This window comes from Duganella sp. Root336D2, from assembly GCF_001425005.1.
Classification (GTDB): domain Bacteria; phylum Pseudomonadota; class Gammaproteobacteria; order Burkholderiales; family Burkholderiaceae_D; genus Rugamonas.
The window spans coordinates 188,983-204,311 of sequence record NZ_LMDB01000022.1 but is presented as its reverse complement, the minus strand read 5'-3'; the positions used below and the strand labels follow the sequence as shown (position 1 = coordinate 204,311).

At 62.4% G+C, this 15,329-nt stretch carries 16 protein-coding genes; 3 read left to right on the top strand and 13 right to left on the bottom strand.

The window, feature by feature from the left end; translation table 11 throughout:
- The first annotated feature begins 116 nt into the window (after nucleotides 1-116).
- Nucleotides 117-587 (top strand): DciA family protein, encoded by a 471-nt coding sequence (locus ASD07_RS16745; protein ID WP_055932722.1) that lies wholly within the window; start codon nucleotides 117-119, stop codon nucleotides 585-587.
- A gap of 13 nt (nucleotides 588-600) precedes the next feature.
- Here ASD07_RS16745 and lpxC read toward each other — a convergent pair whose 3' ends face one another.
- The 3 genes from lpxC to ASD07_RS16730 form a co-directional block, all read right to left on the bottom strand.
- Nucleotides 601-1,536, bottom strand: a complete 936-nt coding sequence (gene lpxC, locus ASD07_RS16740; RefSeq protein ID WP_055932719.1) for a UDP-3-O-acyl-N-acetylglucosamine deacetylase — start codon at nucleotides 1,534-1,536, stop codon at nucleotides 601-603.
- A 33-nt stretch (nucleotides 1,537-1,569) separates the two neighbouring features.
- Nucleotides 1,570-2,412 carry a DMT family transporter gene (locus ASD07_RS16735; protein ID WP_055932716.1) on the bottom strand — a complete coding sequence of 281 codons (843 nt, stop codon included), beginning with the start codon at nucleotides 2,410-2,412 and terminating at the stop codon, nucleotides 1,570-1,572.
- 112 nt (nucleotides 2,413-2,524) lie between these two features.
- Nucleotides 2,525-2,818 carry a hypothetical protein gene (locus ASD07_RS16730; protein ID WP_156398040.1) on the bottom strand — a complete coding sequence of 98 codons (294 nt, stop codon included), beginning with the start codon at nucleotides 2,816-2,818 and terminating at the stop codon, nucleotides 2,525-2,527.
- 301 nt (nucleotides 2,819-3,119) lie between these two features.
- Here ASD07_RS16730 and ASD07_RS16725 point away from each other — a divergent pair, with 301 nt between their 5' ends.
- Nucleotides 3,120-3,653, top strand: coding sequence for an SET domain-containing protein (locus ASD07_RS16725; protein ID WP_055932710.1), 534 nt, complete (start codon nucleotides 3,120-3,122; stop codon nucleotides 3,651-3,653).
- 66 nt (nucleotides 3,654-3,719) lie between these two features.
- Complete coding sequence (locus ASD07_RS16720) at nucleotides 3,720-4,070, top strand: DUF2628 domain-containing protein (RefSeq protein ID WP_055932707.1); 351 nt, start codon at nucleotides 3,720-3,722, stop codon at nucleotides 4,068-4,070.
- 20 nt (nucleotides 4,071-4,090) lie between these two features.
- On the opposite strand, the gene ASD07_RS16715 is transcribed toward ASD07_RS16720, so the two are convergent.
- The 10 genes from ASD07_RS16715 to mraY form a co-directional block, all read right to left on the bottom strand.
- Nucleotides 4,091-4,594: a peroxiredoxin gene (locus ASD07_RS16715; protein ID WP_055932704.1), complete on the bottom strand. Its 504-nt coding sequence runs from the start codon at nucleotides 4,592-4,594 to the stop codon at nucleotides 4,091-4,093.
- 81 nt (nucleotides 4,595-4,675) lie between these two features.
- The gene (ftsZ, locus tag ASD07_RS16710) at nucleotides 4,676-5,896 is read right to left on the bottom strand and encodes a cell division protein FtsZ (RefSeq protein WP_055932701.1); all 1,221 of its coding nucleotides are present in this window, start codon (nucleotides 5,894-5,896) and stop codon (nucleotides 4,676-4,678) included.
- A 98-nt stretch (nucleotides 5,897-5,994) separates the two neighbouring features.
- Nucleotides 5,995-7,227, bottom strand: a complete 1,233-nt coding sequence (gene ftsA / locus ASD07_RS16705; protein WP_055932698.1) for a cell division protein FtsA — start codon at nucleotides 7,225-7,227, stop codon at nucleotides 5,995-5,997.
- Between the two features lie 15 nt (nucleotides 7,228-7,242).
- Nucleotides 7,243-8,007 (bottom strand): cell division protein FtsQ/DivIB, encoded by a 765-nt coding sequence (locus tag ASD07_RS16700; RefSeq protein ID WP_055932695.1) that lies wholly within the window; start codon nucleotides 8,005-8,007, stop codon nucleotides 7,243-7,245.
- 18 nt (nucleotides 8,008-8,025) lie between these two features.
- On the bottom strand, nucleotides 8,026-8,985 hold the full coding sequence (locus ASD07_RS16695) for a D-alanine--D-alanine ligase (RefSeq protein ID WP_055932692.1): 960 nt from the start codon (nucleotides 8,983-8,985) through the stop codon (nucleotides 8,026-8,028).
- A gap of 4 nt (nucleotides 8,986-8,989) precedes the next feature.
- The gene (gene murC, locus ASD07_RS16690; RefSeq protein ID WP_055932689.1) at nucleotides 8,990-10,378 is read right to left on the bottom strand and encodes a UDP-N-acetylmuramate--L-alanine ligase; all 1,389 of its coding nucleotides are present in this window, start codon (nucleotides 10,376-10,378) and stop codon (nucleotides 8,990-8,992) included.
- Nucleotides 10,375-11,445: an undecaprenyldiphospho-muramoylpentapeptide beta-N-acetylglucosaminyltransferase gene (gene murG, locus ASD07_RS16685; RefSeq protein ID WP_229207180.1), complete on the bottom strand. Its 1,071-nt coding sequence runs from the start codon at nucleotides 11,443-11,445 to the stop codon at nucleotides 10,375-10,377. Before murG ends, murC begins: the two co-directional genes overlap by 4 nt.
- Nucleotides 11,442-12,653, bottom strand: coding sequence for a putative lipid II flippase FtsW (gene ftsW, locus ASD07_RS16680; RefSeq protein WP_055932686.1), 1,212 nt, complete (start codon nucleotides 12,651-12,653; stop codon nucleotides 11,442-11,444). The genes murG and ftsW overlap by 4 nt, the downstream gene beginning before the upstream one ends.
- Nucleotides 12,653-14,158: a UDP-N-acetylmuramoyl-L-alanine--D-glutamate ligase gene (gene murD, locus ASD07_RS16675; RefSeq protein WP_055932683.1), complete on the bottom strand. Its 1,506-nt coding sequence runs from the start codon at nucleotides 14,156-14,158 to the stop codon at nucleotides 12,653-12,655. The genes ftsW and murD overlap by 1 nt, the downstream gene beginning before the upstream one ends.
- Complete coding sequence (gene mraY, locus ASD07_RS16670) at nucleotides 14,158-15,327, bottom strand: phospho-N-acetylmuramoyl-pentapeptide-transferase (protein ID WP_055932681.1); 1,170 nt, start codon at nucleotides 15,325-15,327, stop codon at nucleotides 14,158-14,160. Before mraY ends, murD begins: the two co-directional genes overlap by 1 nt.
- Between the last annotated feature and the right edge of the window lie 2 nt (nucleotides 15,328-15,329).

Below are 15,329 nucleotides of genomic sequence, written 5' to 3'. Positions count from 1 at the left end.
GGCAAAAGTGCGTGATTTTATCATGCGTTCGAAGCAAGGTTGGGATCTTGACCTATATAACAATAGGCTAGCGATGAAAAATTCACCGGTTGAGGCCGCCACTGTAAAATGGCGGCATGGGTTTCTCGTTCACAGATCGCAAGTACGCACCGCAGGAAGCAACGGATTTCTTGCGTGGCAACGCACGCCTGGCGGCCCTGCTACCCGCTGTGCAGCGCATGGCGAAATTACAACGCGATTGCGCAGAAGTACTACCTACAGCCTTCAAAAGCTGCGAAGTCTTTGCATTCGACGGCGGTGAACTGACCTTGGCCGTGCCTAACACGGCAGTGGCGGCCAAGCTCAAGCAGCAAGTGCCAAAATTACAAGAAACGCTGAACGGTAAAGGGTGGCAGATAAGCAACATCCGCTTCCGCGTGCAGATGCCGAAAGGGATCGCGCACGTCGGTCCAAGCGGCGAAGGCTTGAAATTACCCGAAACTGCAGTCAATTCCTTCGACGAGCTCAGCCAAAAACTGGAACCGACCGCCGCCAACGAGCCGCTGATCGACGCGATGCGGCGCCTGGTTGCCCGCCGCCGCGGCTGAATGTCCACATTTCTTATAAGTAGGCCCACTCGCGCGACATCTGCTTGGCGTACGACGGCGGGGCCGTGTCGATGGAATCGAAAGTGACCAGCTCGTAGGAATCCGGGTCGGCCAGCATGGCACGCAGCAGCTGGTTGTTCAGGGCGTGGCCGGACTTGTGGGCTTCATAGCTGGCGATGATCGGGTGGCCGACCATGTACAGGTCGCCGATCGCGTCGAGGATCTTGTGGCGTACGAACTCGTCGTCGTAACGCAGGCCATCCTGGTTCAGGATGCGGTATTCATCCATCACGATGGCGTTTTCCAGCGAGCCGCCGCGCGCCAGGCCGATCCCGCGCAGCATTTCCACGTCCTGCATGAAGCCGAAGGTGCGGGCGCGGGCAATCGCCTGGATGTAGGAGACGTCGCCGAAGTCCACGGTCGCGCGCTGCGCCGTGCCGTCCACCGCCGGGTGGTTGAATTCGATGAAGAAGTCCAGCTTGAAGCCGTCATGCGGGACCAGGCGTGCCCATTTTTCAGCGGCGCCTTTGCCTTCGCGGATCTCGATCGGCTTTTTCACTTTGATAAACTTTTTCGGCGCTTCCTGCTCCTGCACGCCGCCCTGCTGCAGCAGGTAGACAAACGAAGATGCCGAACCATCCATGATCGGAATTTCTTCCGCCGTCACGTCAACGTACAGGTTGTCGATACCCAGGCCGGCGCAGGCCGACATCAGGTGTTCGACGGTCGAAACGCGGCCGCCGTCCTTCATCAGTACAGTTGCCATACGGGTATCACCCACGATGTCTGCCCTTGTCGGGAAGACAACCTGCGGGTTCAGGTCGACACGGCGGAAGACGATGCCGGTATCCGGCTCAGCAGGGCGCAAGGTCAGCTCGACCTTGGTGCCGGAGTGCAGGCCGACACCCGTGGTGCGGACGATTTCTTTGATGGTTCGTTGTTTCAGCATGCAAGGATTATAGCGCCCTGCGCCCCTCCCCGCTTACGGGTGCTCGGCCTCGGAATGTTCCGTCTCGCGCCGCACCAGGTAGATGCCGGAGCCGATGATGATGGCCGCGCCGGCCAGGGTATAGGCATCCGGCAACGTATGCCACAGCAGCCAGTCGATGCCGACGCCCCAGGCCAGCGCCGTGTACTCGAACGGCGCCACGATCGAAGCCTTGCCCATGCTGAAAGCGCGCGTCAGCGCCAGCTGGCCGAAGAAGCCGCTCACCGCCAGCGCCGCCATGGCAGGCCACAGCGACCAGTCGATGCTCACCCAGGCGTTGATGGCCAGCGGCGCGACGCCGACGCCCATCAGGGTCAAGACCCAGAACATCACGTGTTCCGGCGCATCGGTTTTGGCCAGGACACGGCCGGCGATGGCGGAAATGCCGTAGCAGACGGCCGAGGCCAGCACGGCCAGGCCGGCAATCGACGCGAAGTTGGTGCCGTCCGGGCGCAGCACTACCAGTACGCCGCCCAGGCCGACAAAGATCGCCACCCATTGCCCCAGGCTGACTTTTTCTTTGAGGACGAACACCGCCAGCACGGTCACCAGTGCCGGTGCGATGAAGAAAATGGCGTAGGTATCGGCCAGCGGCAGCGACTTCAACGCGAAGGCGAACAGCGACAGCATGGCAATGCCGACCGCGCCGCGCAGCAGGTGCAGCGGCCAGCGGACATTGAAGATGCCGGTGAACTTGCCGCGGTAGGCCATGTACGCGCACACCAGGGGCATCGAAAGCATGCATCGCAACGCGGTCACCTGTACGGCCGGATAGCGCGCGGCCAGCACTTTCATGGAAGCGTCCATGAGGGAGAACATGGCGACCGCGGCCACCATGGCGTAAATAGCTTGCAGGTTTTCTCTTTGTTGCGGAGTCACGATGGCGGCCCAAAATCCGTTGGCGGGTCGTCCATTGTACTGAAAGAAATGGTTTGCTGCTGAGGCCGCGTCAGCTTAGGCGGTAGCAGTGGAAGTCCCTGTTTGCCCATTCATCCTGTCCGATGCCCCGCCCTTGCCTGCCATAGGGCATTCGGTTTCGTGCCTTTTGGTAAACGCCGTCCCAGGTGCCCCGGATATTGAAATAGTCAGGCCAAAGCTGCTGCCTTACAGCAGGCATGGAATCAATCACCTTGAAAACGCGCCGAATGATTTTGCGTGGGTCGCCCTTATCCGTCTTCTTCGTGATGATCTGCAGATACCAGTCCCTGCACTCTTCGGGCCGGCGCATGCGATGTTTAGACATTGCGCCTTGTTCGCAGATACCTTGGACTGATTGGGAAATTGGAACCGCTCGCAGTTTCTCGCGATCACCGCCTTGAGCGCGCACTCGACCGCGTATCCTGTCAAGTAATAGCTGCCGGCATACCGGCCCGCGTCAAGCAAGCACTTCCCTTCATCGGCACGCATCCGCGACAACGCCTGAAATTCGACTCGCCTCATATGACATCTCGTCGGACCAAAACGATGAGACAAGGCGGCGCTGGAATTGTTCCTGACTCCTGAAAGAAATCACGAAGAAATTCGCGGCGAGTTATGATGCTGGGATGAATACTGAAGCGCTACTGGTCGAAGTGATCGAAGAGGTCGAACCACTCTATGTGGTCCGCGAGTCGCCCGTGCATGGGCGGGGTGTTTTCGCGCGCCGGATGATCCCGGCCGGCACCCGCATCATCGAGTACACCGGTGAGATCGTCGACTGGGAAGAATGCTGCCGCCGCACCGAGGAGAAAGGCGGCCCGATCGGCCACACCTTCTTCTTCAGCCTGAACAACGGCATGCTGATCGACGGCGGCTCGGGCGGCAACGAGGCGCGCTACATCAACCACTCCTGTGAGCCCAATTGCGAGGCCGAGGAAGACGATGAAGACCGCGTCTACATCTGCTCCCTGCACGACATCGAGGAAGGCGAAGAGCTGAACTACAACTACGGCCTGATATACGAGGCCCGCCACACCGCCAAAGTGAAGAAGGCATTCGCCTGCTACTGCGGCGCGCCTTCCTGCACCGGTGTCATGCTGGCGCCAAAGAAGCGCAAGTCGCGCGCAAAGCCCCAACAAGCCGAGACTCCACTGGGCTGACATTCCTCAAAACGCGATGCCAATGCCTTGCTAGGATGAAATTCCCAATCCAGCAAGGAGAACGCCATGTCCGACCTGTCGGAAACCTGGAAGCGCCGCTTTGCCTTGATCGAGAAGGCTGGGGGAGTTCATCTTACCGCTTTCAATACGCTAAGCATGGGTGAGCGCTATAAGGCTCGAGCGAACTGGCTCGCGTTTTTGTTCGGTCCGATTTACTACTGCTGTCTTGGGATGTGGCGCAAAGCACTGACTTTTGCCGGACTCTGGTTTGCTTTTGTCATCCTCGCGGAGCTAATCGGCATCAATGACAGGTTGGTCGAACTGATTGGCCGGTCAGTCCTGCCGGTGCTGTTTGCAGTCCGTGCAAACATCGACTACTACAAGCATATGGTCCTGGACGAAAACGGGTGGTGGTAGGGGCACCACCCGTCGGGAGATTACAGCTGGCCCAGCATGGTTTCGGCGTTCGACACTTCGAACTTGCCGCCTTGCTCGACGTTCAGTTGCTTGACCACGCCGTCTTCCACCAGCATCGAATAACGCTGGGAGCGGGTGCCCATGCCGAACTTGGAGAAGTCTGCGTCCAGGCCCAGAGCCTTGGAGTAAGCAGCGTTGCCGTCAGCCATCATACGGACGGTGCCGGTGGCTTTCTGGTCGCGGCCCCATGCGCCCATCACGAAGGCGTCGTTCACGGAGATGCACCAGATTTCATCCACGCCCTTGGATTGCAGGTCGGCAGCGTGCTTGACGTAGCCTGGCACGTGCTGTGCGGAGCAGGTTGGGGTGTAGGCGCCTGGCAGGCCGAAGATCGCGATCTTCTTGCCTTTGGCGATGTCCTGCACATTGAAGGTGTTCGGGCCGAGCGCGCAGCCTTCGGTCTCGGTTTCGATGAATTCGGACAGTTGGCCTTCCGGCAGTTTGTCGCCGATCTTGATGGTCATTTCGGGTTCTCCTTCTTGTGAAAACCCAGAGTATAACTCCGCGCCGCCGGACGCGTGATCCGGCGGCGCGGCCGACCTTATTTAGTCAGCCTGCTTGCGCAGAAAGGCAGGAATGTCGTAAGTTTCCATGCCCGACTTGGCCAGTGCGTTCACCTGCTCGGTGGCCGATTCGCGGCGCCACACGGCCGGCTGCTTCTGCACGTCCGAAGCCGTGCCGGAGAAGCCTGCGTTGCCGAAACCGCCCACTGCTGCAGTTGCTGCACCGCCGCCCAGGCCTGCGTTGACGTTCAGCGGGTTGCCGCCATGGGTGCCGGTGCGCAGTTGCTGCTGCGGTACCAGCTGCACCAGCTTCTTGGCTTTGCCCAGGCCGGTCGCCACCACGGTCACGCGGATATCGTCGCCCATCGCGTCGTCGTAGGCGATACCTTGGGCGATCGACGCATCCGGTGCGGCGAAGGCGCGTACGGCAGCCATGACTTCCTTGATTTCCTTACCTTTCAGGCCGCGCGATGCGGTGACGTTCACCAGCACGCCGCGTGCGCCCGCCAGGTCGACGCCGTCCAGCAGCGGGGATGCAACTGCCTGCTCGGCAGCCACGCGGGCGCGGTCCACGCCGGAGGCGGTGGCGGTGCCCATCATCGCCTTGCCCTGCTCGCCCATGATGGTCTTCACGTCGTTGAAGTCGACGTTGATGTGGCCAGGCACGTTGATGATTTCGGCGATACCGGCAACCGCGTTGTTCAGCACGTCGTCAGCATGCTGCAGCCACTCGATCAGCGATTCGTCTTCGTAGATCTCTTCCAGCTTCTCGTTGCAGATCACGATCAGCGAGTCGACGTTCTGCGACAGCGCTTCCAGGCCTGCCTCGGCGATGTCCAGGCATTTCTGGCCTTCGTGCGAGAACGGCTTGGAAACAACCGCCACGGTCAGCGCGCCCTGCTGCTTGGCGATTTCCGCCACGATCGGCGCTGCGCCGGTACCGGTGCCGCCGCCCATGCCGGCAGCGATGAACACCATGTGTGCGCCGCGCAGCGCATCTTCGATGCGGGTGCGGGATTCTTCTGCCAGCGCACGGCCGACATCAGGCTTCATGCCAGCGCCCAGGCCGCTCGCGCCGATCTGGATGATGTTGCTTGCCTTCGATGCGGCCAGCGCTTGTGCGTCGGTATTGGCAGCGATGAATTCTACGCCGCTCATGCCCTTGTTGATCATATGCTGGACGGCATTGCCGCCTGCACCGCCAACGCCGACGACCTTGATGACCGTTCCCAGTGTTGCGTTATCAACCATATCAAACTCCATGATTTACTCCTATCTAGAATGCGGTTTTCAAGCGCCAGGCCTCATAAATTTAGGAGAACTGGGGATTGAAAACTGCAGGTTTTATTTCGAATTTATGTTTAAAAGTTACCCAGGAACCATTCCTTCATGCGCTGCCAAACTGCCTTTACCGATCCATCCTGGCGCGTCACGATGTGGCCGCGCAGATACTGCTTCTTAGCTTCCAACAACAGGCCCAACACGGTTGCATAGCGCGGGCTGCGGACCACGTCGGCCAGTTGGCCGCGGTAGTCCGGGGTGCCCAGGCGCGCAGGCTTGAGGAAGATGTCTTCCGCCATCTCCACCATACCCGGCATGATCGAGGTGCCGCCGGTCAGCACGATGCCCGACGAGAGCACGCCCTCGTAGCCGGACTCGCGCACCACCTGGTGCACCATCGCAAACAGTTCTTCCACGCGCGGCTCGATCACGGCGGCCAGCGCCTGGCGCGACAGGTTGCGCGGGCCGCGGTCGCCCAGGCCCGGCACTTCCAGGTGCTCGCCCGGGTCGGCCAGCACCTGCTTGGCCACGCCGTAGCGGATCTTGATTTCTTCCGCTTCCCCGGTCGGGGTGCGCAGCGCCATCGCGATATCGTTGGTGATCTGGTCGCCCGCGATCGGGATCACGGCCGTGTGGCGGATCGCCCCGTCGCTGAACACCGCCACGTCGGTGGTGCCGCCGCCGATGTCGATCAGCACCACGCCCAGCTCCTTTTCATCCGTGGTCAGCACGGCGTCCGCCGAGGCCATCGGCTGCAGGATCAGGTCCGACACTTCCAGGCCGCAGCGGCGCACGCACTTGACGATGTTCTGTACCGCGCTCACCGCGCCGGTCACGATGTGCACCTTCACTTCCAGGCGGATGCCGCTCATGCCGATCGGCTCGCGCACGTCGTCCTGCGAGTCGACGATGAATTCCTGCGGCACCGTGTGCAGCAGCTGCTGGTCGGTCGGGATGTTGACTGCCTTGGCCGTTTCGATCACGCGCGCCACGTCGGTGGCGGTGACTTCCTTGTCCTTGATCGCCACCATGCCGCTGGAGTTGAAGCTGCGGATATGGCTGCCGGCGATGCCCGCATAGACATTGCGGATCTTGCAGTCGGCCATCAGCTCCGCCTCTTCCAGCGCGCGCTGGATCGATTCGACGGTCGCTTCAATGTTCACCACTACGCCTTTTTTCAGGCCGCTGGATTCGTGCTGGCCCAGGCCAATCACTTCGTGGCGTCCATCGCCCATCACCTCGGCCACCACGGCCACCACTTTGGAGGTGCCGATGTCGAGGCCGACGATCAGGTTTTTAGCGTCTTTAGTCATCTCTATGCCCTGCTTTCAACGTTTCTTCGTATCTGACGGGATCTTCAATCCCGCTGCGCTCAAAGCCAGGCCGTTCTGGTAGCGCATATCAATCGTTTCAATATTCGGCACGCGGCTGGAAATCTGCGGCCAGATCCCGACCAGGCGCTGCACCCGCTGATGCAGGGTGTCATGCGTTGCCTCGCGTCCCAGCGCCACACTGGCGCCGTTGTCCAACTTCACCGTCCACGCATAGCGCCCCGACAGGGCGACGCTCTTCGGCACCAGGCTGGCCGGTGCAAACCAGTTTTTCAGCTCGCCGTAGCGCGCCAGTACTTCCTTCTCGCTGCCGTCAGGGCCGGAAAACTCCGGCAACTCGTGATCCTCTTCCGCTTCGGCCAGGTTGGCGGTGAAGACATCGCCTTTTACCGACAGCAGGCGGCCGTCTTCACCCCAGGTGCCGAGCGCTTCATGCTCTTCGAGCGACACGATCAGCTGGTTCGGCCACTCGCGCCGCACACTGGCGCGGCGCACCCACGGTACCGACTCGAACACCTTGCGCACCTGCTCCAGGTCGGCGGTGAAGAAGTTGCCAAGCAGGCGGCCCTGGGTGCCGTTGCGCAGCGTCAGGTGGTTCACATGCTTGAAATCCGACTTGTCCATGGTTTCAACGCGGATGGCACGCAAATCGAATACAGGACGATTCGCCACCCACCACACGCCGGCAACGGCGCAGGCCAGCACCGACAGCGCGACCAGGCCGCTGGCGGATGCATTCAAGGCTTTGACGTCGTGCCACATGGTTGGTCTTCGTTCCTTTTACTTCTTCAGCTTCAGGCGTGCGGTGCGCAGGATTTCCACGCACAGTTCTTCGTAGCTCACGCCAGTCGCGCGGGCAGCCATCGGCACCAGCGAGTGGCCGGTCATGCCGGGCGAGGTATTCACCTCCAGCAGGAACGGTTTGTTGTCCTTGGCGCGCAACAGCACGTCGACCCGGCCCCAGCCTTCGCAACCGACGGCGCGGTAGGCCGCCACTGCCAGGCGCTGCATTTCGTCCTGCATCGCCTGGTCCAGCTGCGGCGGGCAGAAATACTGGGTGTCGTCGGTGAAGTACTTGTTCTGGTAGTCGTAGTTGCCTTGCGGGGCCACGATTTCCACGATCGGCAGCGCGCGCGCGTCCTTGCCGGTGCCCAGTACGGCGACGGTGAACTCGCGGCCTTCCACGAATTCTTCGGCCAGCACGCAGTCGTCCAGCGCGGCGGCGGCATCGTAGGCGGCTTTCAGTCCTGCCTTGTCGCTCACCTTGGTGATGCCGATGGTCGAACCCTCATGCGGCGGTTTCATGATCAGCGGCGGGCCAAGGCGTGCAGCTTCAGCGTCCAGGTCGGAATCGGCACCCAGCACCGCATATTCCGGGGTCGGCAGGTTTTCGCGCAGCCACAGGATCTTGGTGGTGATCTTGTCCATGCCCACGGAACTGGCCATCACGCCCGAGCCGGTGTAAGGGATGCCCAGCAATTCGAGCGCGCCCTGGATGCTGCCGTCTTCGCCGTAGCGGCCGTGCAGCGCGATGAATACGCGGTCGAATTTTTCCGCGGCCAGGTCGGCCAGCGAGCGCTGGCCCGGGTCGAAGGCGTGTGCGTCCACGCCCTGCGATTGCAGGGCTGCCAGCACGCCGGTGCCGGACATGATGGAGACGTCGCGTTCGGCCGACAGGCCGCCCATCAGCACGCCCACCTTGCCGAATGCTTGCGCTTCTTGTGCAGTCAGTTTCGTCATCGCGTCAAGCCTTCCAGTTCGTAAGTTTTGCAGGGACGCCGCTGATCGAGCCTGCGCCCATCGTGAGCACGACGTCGCCGTCGCGCACCACGTTCATGATCGTTTCCGGCATGTCGGCGATGTTTTCGACGAACACCGGTTCAGTTTTGCCGCGCGCGCGGATTGCGTGCGCCAGCGCGCGTCCGTCGGCCGCCACGATCGGCGCCTCGCCCGCGGCATAAACGTCCGACAGGACCAGCACGTCGACCGTGCTCAGGACTTTTGCGAAGTCTTCGAACAGGTCGCGCGTGCGGCTGTAGCGGTGCGGCTGGAAAGCCAGCAGCAGGCGGCGGCCGGGATAGGCGGCGCGCGCAGCGGCGGTGGTCACTTCCATTTCAATCGGGTGGTGGCCGAAGTCGTCGACCAGGGTGAAGCTGCCGCCCGAAGGGATGGCGACTTCGCCGTATTTGGTAAAGCGGCGGCCGACGCCGGCGAAACCTGCCAGGCCGGCTTGCGTGGCCGTATCCGGTACGCCGATTTCACGCGCGATGGCGACAGCGGAGCAGGCGTTCTGCACATTGTGCAGGCCGGGCTGGTTCAGCACGATGTCCAGGTCGGGGAAGCCCTCCTGCAGCACGGTGAAATGCATCTGGGTGCCGACGGCGCGCGCGTTAATGGCGCGCACTTCAGCGTCTTCCGCGAAGCCGTAGGTCGTCACAGGCTTGGTCACCTGCGGGATGATGGAGCGCACGTGCGGGTCGTCAATGCACAGCATGGCGCGGCCATAGAACGGCAGGCGGTGCGTGAAATGCACGAAGGCTTGCTTCAGTTTCTCGAAATCGTGCTCGTAGGTCTCCATATGGTCGGCATCGATATTCGTGATGACTTCGATCATTGGGGTCAGGTTCAGGAACGAGGCGTCCGATTCGTCCGCTTCGGCCACCAGGTACTCGCCGGAACCCAGCTTGGCGTTGGCGCCGGCTGCGGTCAGGCGGCCGCCGATCACGAAGGTCGGGTCCAGGCCGCCTTCGGCCAGCACCGACGCCACCAGGCTGGTGGTGGTGGTCTTGCCATGGGTACCGGCAATGGCGATGCCGCGCTTCAGGCGCATCAATTCACCGAGCATCACTGCGCGCGGCACAATAGGTATCTTGCGGGCGCGCGCAGCGACCACTTCCGGGTTGTCGGCCTTGACTGCGGTTGAAGTCACGACCGCGTCGGCGTTGCCGATGAAGGCTGCATCGTGGCCCTGGTGCACCGTGGCGCCCATGTCGACCAGGCGCTGGGTGACGGCGTTCGAGCCGAGATCCGAGCCGGAGACGTTGTAGCCCAGCGTCACCAGCACTTCGGCGATGCCGCTCATGCCGCTGCCGCCGATGCCGACGAAGTGAATGTTCTTTACTTTATGTTTCATGCTAGTGCTTCCAATTCTTGTGCGATGGCGTCATTCGCGTCGCGCTTGCCCACTGCAAGCGCGGCGGTCGCCATCTTTTGACAGGTGCTGCGGTTCAATGTCTGCAACAGTGCTGCCAGGCTTTCCGGATTCAGTTCCGTCTGCGGCATGTGGATGGACGCGCCCTGCTTGGCCATCCATTGCGCGTTGTCGCGCTGGTGGCTGGTGGTCGAGACGACCAGCGGAACCAGCACGCTGGCTACGCCGGCTGCCGTCAGTTCCGACACGGTGATGGCGCCGGCGCGGCAGACCACAATGTCCGCCTGCGCGTAGGCGCTTGCCATGTCGTCGATAAAATCAACCACGTTTGCTTCCACATGCGCCTGCGCGTAAGCCGCGCGCAGGGCTTCGATATTCTTTTTGCCCGACTGGTGGGTCACCAGCGGACGCTGTTCCGGCGCGATCAGCGCCAGTGCGGCCGGCAGCGCGTCGTTCAGCGCCTTGGCGCCCAAACTGCCGCCAACCACCAAGATGCGCAGCACGCCGTCGCGGCCGGCGAAGCGCAGCCCGGGCGCCGGCAGCGCCAGGATTTCCTTGCGCACCGGGTTGCCAGTGACGACAGCCTTGCCGGCTACCGCCCCGAAGTCCGCAGTGAAGCCGAAGAAGACCTTCTTCGCCATCGGCGCCAGCGTCTTGTTCGACAGCAGCAGGCCGGCATCAGCATTCACCAGTGCCAGCGGCACGCCGCGCAGCCTGGCCATCACGCCGCCCGGCACGCAGACGTAGCCGCCCATGCCCAGCACCACGTCGGGCTTGCGCTTGCCGATGAAGCGGAAGCAGTCGATGAAGGCGCCGACCATCTTGAAGGCGCCGCCGACAGTGTGTGCCAGGCCTTTGCCGCGCATGCCGCTGAAGCGGACCAGGTCCATGTCAACGTTATGCTTCGGCACCAGTTCCGTTTCCATGCCATGCGAAGTTCCGAGCCAGGAAACCTCCCAGCCACGAGCGCGCATGGCCTGGGCGATTGCCAGGCCGGGGAAAATGTGGCCGCCGGTGCCGGCTGCCATGATCATCAGGCGCTTGGTCATACCCGCCCTCCCCGCATCATCTGGCGGTTCTCGAAATCGATGCGCAGCAGGATTGCCAGGCCCACGCAGTTGATGATGATGCCGGTGCCGCCATAGCTCATTAGCGGCAGTGTCAGGCCTTTGGTTGGCAGCAAGCCGAGGTTCACGCCCATATTGATAAATGTCTGTACGCCGATCCAGATGCCGATACCTTTCGCGGCCAGGCCAGCGAAGGTCTGGTCCATGGCAATGGCCTGGCGGCCGATGTCGAAAGCTCGTTTGACGATCCAGTAGAACATGCCGATGGTGACCAGCACCCCGATCATGCCCAGTTCTTCGCCGATCACCGCCAGCAGGAAGTCGGTATGCGCTTCCGGCAGGTAGTGCAGTTTTTCCACGCTGGCGCCCAGCCCAACGCCGCCGATCTCGCCCCGCCCGAAGGCAATCAGCGAATGGGTCAGCTGGTAGGCCTTGTTCAGGGCGTTTTCTTCCTCCCACGGATTCAGGTAGGCAAACAGGCGTGCGCGGCGGAATGGCGACAACCAGATGATGGCCACGAAGATTGTCACGAGCATGCCGGCGATGCCGCCGAACCACACGGCATTGACGCCGCCCAGGAACAGGATGCCCATGGCGATGCAGACGATCACGCCGAAGGCGCCCAGGTCGGGTTCCAACAGCAGCAAGAAACCCACGAAAGCCACTGCCAGCGCCATCGGTGCAAAGCCTTTCGACAGGCGATGCATGAACTCCTGCTTACGCACTGTATAGTCGGCAGCGTACAGCACGATGAAAAGTTTCATCAGTTCGGACGGCTGGAACTGGAATAGCTTGAGGTTCAGCCAGCGGCGGCCGCCGTTCACGTTGACACCCAGGCCCGGAATGAACAGCAGCACCAACGCCACCAGGGTCGCGATGAACAGGTAAGGCGCGGCCTTCTGCCATACTTCCACGCGCACGCGGAACGCCACGGCAGCAGCCACGATGGCAATGCCGATGAAGATCGCCTGGCGCTGCACGAAGTAGTGATTCTTGTAGGCGGCGAACTTGGGCGAATCCGGCAGCGCAATCGACGCCGAATACACCATCACCATCCCGAACAGCATCAGCAACAGCACCGACCATACCAGCGGCTGGTCGTAATCCATCATCTTCGAATGACGTGCGCGTCCATCCAGCGGAGCTGGGGACTCGGCGCCACCAAAGCGGAATGGAAGCTGGATTGCCATCAGATCTCCTGCCCCGCATCAAGTGCGATCTCGCGCACGGTGTCGATGAACACCTGCGCGCGGTGCGCATAGTTCTTGAACATGTCCAGGCTGGCGCAAGCCGGCGACAGCAGCACGGCATCGCCGGCATGGGCCAGCGATGCGGCACGCCTGGTCGCTTCTTCCAGTGTCGCGAAATCTTCCATCTTCACGCCGGTCGGTTCCAGCGCCGTGCGGATAGCCGGGGCATCGCGGCCGATCAGCACCACGGCGCGCACGAAGCGGCGTACCGGGCCGGCCAGCGGGTCGAACTCCTGGCCCTTGCCATCGCCGCCGGCGATCACCACCAGCTTTTGCTCACTGCCGCCGAAGGACTGGCCCAGGCCGACCAGCGCGGCAACCGTTGCGCCCACGTTGGTGCCTTTGGAATCGTCGTAATAGTCGACGCCATTGATCGAGGCCACCAGTTCCACGCGGTGCGGCTGGCCCTTGTATTCGCGCAGGCCGTGCAGCAGCGGTGCGAAAGGCAGGCCGATGGCGCGGCACAGTGCCAGCGCGGCCAGGGCGTTGGACGCGTTATGGGTGCCGCGGATCTGCAGCGCATCGGCCGGCATCAGCTTCTTGGTGTAGCACTCCACCGGCGGTGGCGGCGGATCGTTTTTCTTGCGGCGCTTCGGCGGTTCAGCATCGTCGGTCGGTTCGGCCGTGGCGAGCCAGTACACGCCGCGCTCGTTGACCAGGCCGAAGCTGTGCGCCAGTTCCGGCGCATCCGTGCCGAAGGTGACGTTCTCACCGATCGGATTGGACATCGCCATGGTCCACTTGTCGTCGCGGTTCAGCACGCGCACGGTATCGTCGCCGAAGATGCGTTTCTTGTCGTCGGCATAAGCCTGCATGCTGCCGTGCCAGTCCAGGTGGTCCTGGGTCACGTTCAGCACGGTGGCGGCATCGGCGTTCAGGCTGTAGGTCGTGTGCAGCTGGAAGCTGGACAGCTCGAGCACCCACGCTTGCGGAAGGGTATCGTTCTCCATCACTTCACGCAGCACGTCCAGCGCGGCCGGGCTGATATTGCCGGCCACGCGCACGGACAGGCCGGCGCGCTCGCACAGCTGGCCGGTCAGGCTGGTGACGGTGGTCTTGCCGTTGGTGCCGGTGATGGCGATGACTTTCGGCGCATAGGCGCGGTCGTCTTTCAGCCACTTCAGCGCCTGGGCGAACAGTTCGATCTCGCCCCAGACAGGAATGCCTTTTTCCGCCGCAGCGGGGATGATCTCGGCCAGCTCCTTGTTGGGGCCCAGGCCCGGGCTGGCGCAGACAAAGTCCACCCCATCCAGCAGCGCCGCGTTGAACGGGCCGGAAATAAACTGCGTACCGGGCAGCTGCTCGCGCAGCAGCGGCAGGCGGTCCGGCACCGGGCGCGTGTCGGCAACGCGCAGCAGCGCGCCGCAGCGCGCCAGCCAATGCGCCATCGCCAGGCCCGATTCGCCGAGCCCCAGGACCAGTGCAATTTTGCCGTTATAGATCATCAGCGCAGTTTCAAAGTAGACAGGCCAACCAGCACCAGCATCATCGTGATGATCCAGAAGCGCACGACAACCTGGGTCTCTTTCCACCCCTTCTGTTCAAAGTGGTGGTGCAAAGGCGCCATCAGGAACACGCGGCGGCCAACGCCGTAGCGCTTCTTGGTGTACTTGAACCAGCCCACCTGGATGATCACCGAAACGGTTTCCGCAACGAAGATGCCGCCCATGATGAACAGGACGATTTCCTGGCGCACGATCACGGCGATGGTGCCGAGCGCGCCGCCCAGCGCCAGCGCGCCGACGTCGCCCATGAAGACTTGCGCAGGGTGCGCGTTGTACCAAAGGAAGGCCAGGCCGGCACCCGCCATCGCGCCGCAGAAGATGATCAGCTCACCGGCACCAGGGATGTGCGGGATGAACAGGTATTTCGAATAGGTCGCGGAGCCGGTCAGGTAGGCGAACAGGCCCAATGCGGAACCCACCATCACGGTCGGCATGATGGCCAGGCCATCCAGCCCGTCGGTGAAGTTCACGGCATTGGAGGTGCCGACGATCACGCAGTAAGTCAGCGCAATGAAGCCCCACACGCCCAGCGGATAGCTGATGGTTTTCACGAACGGCACGATCAGGTCGGCCTTCGGCGGCAGGTCCATCGAGAAGCCCGACTGCACCCACTGGAAGAACAATTCAAACACCTTGGCCGGCGTAGGCGCCGACACCGAGAAGGCCAGGTACAGCGCAGCGGCGATACCGACCAGCGACTGCCAGAAGTATTTTTCAGCCGAACGCATGCCTTCCGGGTCCTGGCGCACCACCTTGCGGTAGTCGTCCACCCAGCCCACTGCGCCGAAGCCCATGGTCACGACCATCACCGGCCAGATCAGGCGGTTCGACCAGTCGCACCACAATACGGTGGCGATGCCGACCGCGATCAGCAGCAGCACGCCGCCCATGGTCGGGGTGCCGTGCTTCTTCAGGTGAGTCTGCGGGCCGTCGGTACGCACCGCCTGGCCGTACTTCATGACGGTCAGCTTGCGGATCACGGCGGGACCGGCGATCAGGCCGATCAGCAGGGCCGTGATGGTAGCCATCACAGCGCGGAAGGTGATGTAGTTAAAGAGGCGGAAAGCCCCAATGTCGTCCTGCAGGATTTGAGCCAGCCAGAGCAGCATGA